The sequence below is a fragment of the Fuerstiella sp. genome (assembly GCA_022447225.1).
Classification (GTDB): domain Bacteria; phylum Planctomycetota; class Planctomycetia; order Planctomycetales; family Planctomycetaceae; genus S139-18.
This window is the reverse complement of sequence record JAKVAZ010000017.1, coordinates 129,988-137,272: the sequence shown is the minus strand read 5'-3', so window position 1 is coordinate 137,272 and position 7,285 is coordinate 129,988. Positions and strand designations below refer to the sequence as shown.

At 53.5% G+C, this 7,285-nt stretch carries 6 protein-coding genes; 1 reads left to right on the top strand and 5 read right to left on the bottom strand.

Features of this window, described 5'->3' with window-relative positions; translation table 11 throughout:
• A partial coding sequence (locus MK110_18245; GenBank protein ID MCH2213247.1) for a threonine/serine dehydratase occupies positions 1-869 on the bottom strand: 869 nt, incomplete at its 3' end.
• A gap of 121 nt (positions 870-990) precedes the next feature.
• On the opposite strand from MK110_18245, the gene MK110_18240 reads away from it, so the two are divergent.
• Positions 991-1,953 (top strand): aldo/keto reductase, encoded by a 963-nt coding sequence (locus tag MK110_18240; GenBank protein ID MCH2213246.1) that lies wholly within the window; start codon positions 991-993, stop codon positions 1,951-1,953.
• Between the two features lie 187 nt (positions 1,954-2,140).
• Here the strand turns inward: MK110_18240 and MK110_18235 are convergent, their stop codons facing one another.
• From MK110_18235 to MK110_18220, 4 genes are all read right to left on the bottom strand, one after another.
• Positions 2,141-3,022 carry a creatininase family protein gene (locus MK110_18235; GenBank protein ID MCH2213245.1) on the bottom strand — a complete coding sequence of 294 codons (882 nt, stop codon included), beginning with the start codon at positions 3,020-3,022 and terminating at the stop codon, positions 2,141-2,143.
• A gap of 104 nt (positions 3,023-3,126) precedes the next feature.
• Positions 3,127-4,533, bottom strand: coding sequence for an aspartate aminotransferase family protein (locus MK110_18230; GenBank protein ID MCH2213244.1), 1,407 nt, complete (start codon positions 4,531-4,533; stop codon positions 3,127-3,129).
• Positions 4,534-4,742: 209 nt separating this feature from the next.
• Positions 4,743-6,026 (bottom strand): Gfo/Idh/MocA family oxidoreductase, encoded by a 1,284-nt coding sequence (locus MK110_18225; GenBank protein ID MCH2213243.1) that lies wholly within the window; start codon positions 6,024-6,026, stop codon positions 4,743-4,745.
• Between the two features lie 187 nt (positions 6,027-6,213).
• Entirely contained in the window at positions 6,214-7,254 is a 1,041-nt protein-coding gene (locus MK110_18220; GenBank protein ID MCH2213242.1) for a peptidyl-alpha-hydroxyglycine alpha-amidating lyase family protein, read from the bottom strand.
• Positions 7,255-7,285 lie beyond the last annotated feature (31 nt).

Below are 7,285 nucleotides of genomic sequence, written 5' to 3'. Positions count from 1 at the left end.
GTTCGCAGGCCGTGATTTTCGTACAGCCACTTCATTGCCCCCTGAATCTCCTGATCAGTGACCGTAACTGCATTTGTCACATACTGACGCAGTATCGGCCAGTTATGTTCACCGACACTGTAGGACAACAGTCCGTCGCAGATGCTGGACGGCTTTTCGATGCGGACCCGCCGGTCTTCTCTCAAAGACTGCTGGAAGTCCGCAGCACCCGCCGGTTCAACACCGACGATGTCTGCGTTCGGAAATCCGTCCGCGATCGACAGCGCATGTCCCGCCATCAGGCCGCCACCGCTCACAGCACACACAAACTGCGAGCACAACCGATTCTGCTGTTTCATTTCCTGAACAATTTCAAGGCCACCAACACCGTTCCCGGCAATCACATACGGGTCGTCAAAGGGAGATGCCCGGATGGCGCCTTCGTTCTCCACAATTTCTTTGGCCATTCGAATACGGTCGCCGGTGATGTGATCCTGTGACATATCAAAAGTACGAATTTCAGCCCCGAAGGAACGCGTGCGATCACATTTAATCTGAGGTGCGTTGTCAGGCATGACCACGACGACCGGCTTGCCATATTGCTTTCCGGCATACGAAATACCGGACGCAAAATTCCCCGAGGAATCCGCAGCAATCTTTCGGTCGCCGATTTCCGTGATATTGCCGGCGACCCAGTTGAGCGCCCCCATCAATTTGAAGGAACCCACGGGTGTCCAGCCGTAATCCTTGAGCCACACTCGGCGGCCTTTCGGCAACCCGAGTTCCTTCGCAAGAGGCCACGACCGGATTAAGGGAGCGGGACTCAGGTGTTGACGAATCACCGCTTCCGCCGCATACACATCGCTGATTGCTGTTATCTTCACTGTCATTGAATTGGCTTTGCAGGGCTATAAGACCGGGTGACCCATAGATCAAATCTTTACTCATGTTAAGCTGTACGAGGCAGCCTGAGAAAGCGTGACATCTTGAGGACGTCGACGGAACGTGTGAATGAATCAAATCACCGGAACATTTGAATATCGGAATCTCGGGAAAAGTACTCTCAAGGTCAGTTCGATCGGCATGGGCTGTGTGACCTTCGGACGAGAGATCGACAAACCCACCTCTGTCCAGGTACTGGACCATGCTCTGGAACGAGGCATCAATCTTTTTGACACGGCCGCTGCCTATGCGGATGGAGAATCCGAACGTGTTGTCGGCCAGTGGATTGCAGATCGCGGTGTCCGTGATGACATTATTTTGGCGACGAAGGTCAACGGAACCCTGACAAAACAGGCGATTATCAAGTCCGCCGAAGAGAGTCTTGTCCGCCTGCAGGTCGATCACATCGATCTGTTTCAGCTGCATCATTGGGACGTTGAGACACCGCTGGAAGAAATGCTTGAAGGTCTGGATGCGCTGATCAAGTCGGGAAAAATACGCTGTATCGGCTGCAGCAACTGGGAAGCCGACCAGTTGGCTCAATCGTTGCAGCATTGTGAAGAATCCGGATTACATCAGATTCAGTCCGTCCAGCCGCCGTACAACCTGGTGCAGCGTGAAATTGAATCAGAACTGCTGCCACTGTGTGACGATCAGGAACTCGGTGTTCTCACGTACAGTCCGCTGGCTGCCGGATTCCTGGCCGGAAAATACCGTCGTGGTGATCCGGTTCCACAGGGAACTCGATTCGATATCCAGCCCGGTCATCAGCCAATCTACTTTACGGATCTCGGTTTCGCAGTACTCGAACGTGTGGAACGAGTGGCTGAACAATCCGGCCGAACGATGGTCCAGATCGCACTGGCGTGGGCACTGACACGGCCTCTGGTTACAAGCGTCCTGATCGGAGCTCGAAATACGAATCAGGTCAATCAGGCATTCGATGCCGTGGCTGCGGGAATTGACCCTCAACTGTGTCGCGAGCTGGACTCGTTCCGGTTTAAGAATACGGACGGGAAACATCCCGGCTGAAGAGCAGGCCCTTAAAGTTACTACACACATCAGTGAACACGACAGACTCCAAAGATTTCTTTGCACAACGCACGACGTAATGCGGCGCTACCATTCAACGAAACATCGTGCCCGTAAATCCAACCCCCATACCAGCGAAGAGGCTTTCGCGTTCATCAGTGGTCGTTGATTGACTGCAGCCGATCCATCAGTCCTGTTCGTCGCGGTGCAGCTGGTTCCAGGGAATCGGAATACTCGGTTTGTTTGTCTGGTGTCGCTCGCGGGTATCACGTGGCCGGTTACGGAAGAAATCCACGATGGCTGAAAGCTGTTTGACGGCTTCATTGTAGACCTGCTCTCCCTTCTCACGTGTAGCGAATTCGGGCTGACCGATCACTCCCCGAGGTGTGTAGGTGCTCGTCCAGGAAGTCAATGCTGCTGGACCTTTTCCCAACAAATCGTTCCAGATGTACGGGTTGCCATCGTTAAGCGTACTGATGTGATCATGGACACGATCCTTCCGCACGTTGTCTTCATCGAGATACAGATACAGTGAGGTTTCGAGTTCGCACGCATGAGAGATTCCGCCAGGAAACTGACTTTCCCGCCAGCCCGGCAGAAACTCGGGATCGACGCTGAGCAGGTCCCACCACGCAACGAGAACACATTCTGCGTCTGTTTCCAGATTCGTCCGCCGTGCTGCCAGGTCCAGATTGGGCATGTTCGAACCGTGACCGTTCAAAAGGATAATTTTCTTAAATCCGTGCCAGGCCAGCGACTTCGTAACATCGAGCACCTGTCGAATAAAAGTTTCATAGTGCGTATTAATGGTGCCCGGAAAGTCCATCACATGTCCGGTATAGCCGTAACAGATCGTTGGCAGCACCAGAAGCCGGTCAGTCAGTGCTTCACCAACACCCCGGGCAATACCGCCTGGACAAACCAGGTCAACATCAAGTGGCAAATGATCGCCATGTTGTTCAACAGCACCACAGGGAACAATGCAGACCTGTTTCTGTTCGATGGCCTGATTAATTTCAGGCCATGTTAGTTTTTCGTAACGGTATTCTGTGGAGACTCGGTCAGACATGAGGGTTTCTTCTTTCGAAATCGATTGTGGTACGGGTCATTCGTTAACGTTTGTTATACATCTGCAAATTCGGAACTCTCAGCTGTTCGTGCTTCTGCAGTGAATCAGCTGGTCCGGAGAACGACTTCGATCGCATCTCCTATCGCTGAAATGCCCTCAATTAATGCCTCATCGGAAATAACAAGAGGCGGACAGATTTTGATCGTCGGCAACTCGGTCTGCATCAACATCACACCATGTTTGACCAACTCCCAGCGAATTTGTCGCGCGAGTTCCACGTCCGGTGGTCCCGTTTTGAGATTACGGATTCGCATTACGTGCAGCAGCCCGATTCCCGCCGTGTCTTCAATAACGTCGGGAAAACGAGCCTGCAGCATCTGCAGCTCACGACTGACAATTTTTTCCTTGCGGGCCGCTTCCGGAATGAGTCCTTCTGACTCAAGAACATCCAAATTCGCCAGAGCCGCCGCGCACGACAGTGGATGACCGGCGTGCGTGGTGGCAATTTGCCCGGGTTCAAGCAAATCGATCACATCCGCCGGTCCAAGAAGTGCTGCCAGCGGCAGGCTCGACGTGAGTCCCTTGCCGATGCAGATGAGGTCCGCGCGAACACCGTAATGCTCGAATCCAAACCAGGTCCCCGTCCTGCCGAATCCTGTCTGAACCTCGTCAAATACCAGCAAAACATCATGCTCATCAGCCCAGCGACGAAGTGCCCGAACGTATTCGACGGGCCATGGCACAGCTCGTCCTCCCTGGATCGTTTCAATGAACACCGCAGCAATCTTGTCGGCCTGCACACCACGCTGGCGCAGGTCAGCAAGTCCGCACGCCAGATACTCGGCCCAATCCGTCACCTCGTGTGCTGCATTTCCGGATTCCGCACCTGCAGCCGGGAGATGATGAATGTGAGGATCGGGACTGGTCAGCCAGGGTTTTGCCGCACTACGACCGGACACCTGTGTTGCTCCCAGTGTCCAGCCATGATAGTCACCTGTATGGGTAAGAATATGATACTTTTCCGGGTCCATTCGCATGCCCCGTTCACGAGCGAGACGTAGTGCTGCTTCGTTAGTCTCGGAACCACAGGTCCAGAAGTAGACCATGTCGCAATGCGGCGGAGCGAGTTCCAGCAGCCGTTTGGCCAACGTGACCCGAACTTCGGAAGGATAGTTGAATTGCGCCAGTAATCCATTTTCTGCATGCAGTTTCACGGCCTCGCGAACAGCCGGATGCCCGTGACCGGATAGCGTCATCGCCGCAGCTGAACTGAAGTCAATCCAGCAGTTACCTTCACAGTCGTATACCTGAAAACCATCAGCCCGATCCCACAGGACCGGCGGCTGACAACAATTCACCCGTGGAAAGAACTCGGCGGAAAGAGCCAGTTTATCCAGTGTCCCGGGCGCCGGAATGGAGGTCACAATTCGCCGGTAGCGAGTTTCAATTCTCTGCGTCTGTTCAGGCTCGTGCAGAAATGTACCGAGCGTCGAATTCGTCGTGGCATTCATACACATGATCCTGAACTGCGGAAAACGATCGATCAATCCCTGATGACTGATCTCCATATCATGACCGAACCAATCTCACGTGTTGACAGTCACCGAACCGAGTAACGACGGTCAAACAGTTTTATGCGACCAGCGTCACACGCTGACTGACCACATCGGCTCACTGATATTCCATCGCGATTCAACTTTGCGTTTTGATCAAAGTGGCGTTACACCGCCGGCAACTGCCATGGGTCTCGCCGTTCACGGTCCAGCAGGTGGTTGTCTGCCGAATCCTCAAATTTCCACTTGGATGGATTCCATTTCAGTGTTTTGTGATGCCAGTACGCGAGGTTGCCAAGATGAATGATGCTGACCGTACGAGCACCTTTTTCCACCTCCGCGACAGGTGCTTCACGACTTTTGATGCAGTCGATCCAGTTACGGTGATGTCCCGGTGACCGAAACAGATGCACATCATCCTTACCAAGAGGCGTTTTAACAATTTCTTCAGGATCACTCTCCAGTCTGCGTCGATCGATCCAAAGTACGCCGTTCTCACCATGAAACGTACAGCCACTGGGCCCGCCATGCACCATCTCGACTCCGTTTTCATAGATGTACCGGACTCCGGTTGTGGCCTGCGAGTCCTCGGGGGGAATGATTTCAATCGGACCGGATTCGTCCATGTCCAGTGCCCATTGCGCGATATCGTAATGGTGCGCTCCCATATCCGTATGACCACCTCCGGAATACTCTCGATAATTGCGCCACGCAGGGAAATGACTATGATTGCCACGCGGACTGAGAATCGAGTTGTAAGCTCGCAGTGGCGCCTGACCAAGCCACATATCCCAGTCCAGATTTGGTTCGATCTCTTCCTCGGGCAGGTCACACGGGACGCTGGGACCGCCGACACCCACCGTAACACGATGGATCTTTCCCAGTCGGCCACTACGAATGATTTCCACAGCCTCTCGAAACGGTCCGAACACATTGGATCGCTGCTGGCTGCCGGTTTGCACGATGCGTTCATGAGAGCGAGCGGCATCCACACATCTTCCGGCTTCCTCGATCGTAAGCGTCAGTGGTTTCTCACAATAGACATCCTTGCCGGATTTACAGGCTTCGATGATCGGAATTGCATGCCAGTGATCCGGTGACGCAATACAGACAGCGTCGATGTCACTGCGTGAGATGACATCCCGAAAATCGACGTACGTGCCGCATCCCTGATACTCCGTTTTTCCTGTTGAGTAGTGCGTCTCAACGCGGTCTTTGGCATGATCGCGCCGAGTCTGATCAACTTCACAAACGGCGACAACCTGCACATCCGGCTGATCAAGCAGCTGAGGAATGTGATACGCATTGGCCATCTTCCCGCAGCCAATGATTGCGACATTGATGCGATCCCCTGCCGACGCACGATTTGAATGACCGATCGCGGAACTGGAAATTACAGTCGGAGCAATCACAGCCGACGACTGCAGAAATGTTCGTCGAGAAATTGTCATGTGTTTGCCATCCCATCATTGTGGAATACGAAATTCATCGTAGGTCACTATAACATTTTTAAGATTTGTGTTCGCACTCGTTCCTTTGGGAATCACACGTCATGCTGCCCGCATAAATCCCGGACGTGATGATCACGAACCCGCGTGAAACGGCAGCCAGTCACATCCGCACTGAACCAGTCCGGATTCAATTCGTAATCAGAAAACGTTGAGCCCGCTGTCCCATGATGTCGCCGAGATAAAGGTTGCCGTGTAGATCTATCGCCAGACCATGGACCCAGGACAACTCCCCCGGCTTAACACCGGAATCGACTTCATCGGGCCCCTGAGGAAAACGCCACCAGGCAAGCACTCGCCCGGTCGTATCGAATTTCATCACAATCTGGTCTTTCGGTGGAATGCCCAGCTGTGTGTATTCTTCCCGCCATTGTGTCGGTGACGCCCCGCATATGTAGACTTCGTCTTCAGACGTCACACGCACGGTCCACGGTTGACACAAATTCGTCCATTGATCGACAAAGGTGCCGTCCTCACTGAACACCTGAATCCGGGAATTGTTGCGGTCCGCAACGTACAGTCGACCTTTCGAGTCTCTGTCGATGGAATGAGGCAGACTGAATTCTCCCGGTCCGGTCCCCAGTTCGCCCCAAGTGCGGGTAATCGTGCCCTGCGCGTTGCTAACAACAATGCGATTGTTCCGGTAGCCGTCGGAAATGAAGACCTCGCCTGAGGGAAATTCCACCATGTCGGTGGGCATCTTCAAATGACGGTTGTCATCACCCGGTTCACCCGGAATACCGATTGTCACCAGTTTTTCACCGTCACGCGTGAATTTGTAAACAGCGTGTGCCTTCGAATCAGCAACCCAGACATGTCCCTGGTGACCGAATCGGATCTGATGGGGACTGCTAAAATAACCCCGGCCCCATTGCCGAACCAGCACGCCGTCCTGTGTGTAGACCTGCACCGGCATCTCGCCGCGATTGATCGTCCACACAAGCCCCGTTTCGTCAATCGCAATCCCAGGCATTGCCTTCCAGGAATAGCTTGACTTTTCCTGTGGCCACCTGAGATCGACCTTGTAACCGTCTGCAGCGTTATCTCGGGGATAGTCGACACCCGGTAGAGATTTGGGTTTCTGCTGTGCGTACACAGATGACTCCGTCGCCAGCACAATTGACAGACAGAAGAACATGAGTGTCGGCCGAGGAGCAAGAGCAGTCTTCATCCAATACGTTCCCGGAATAAGGTTGATTGTT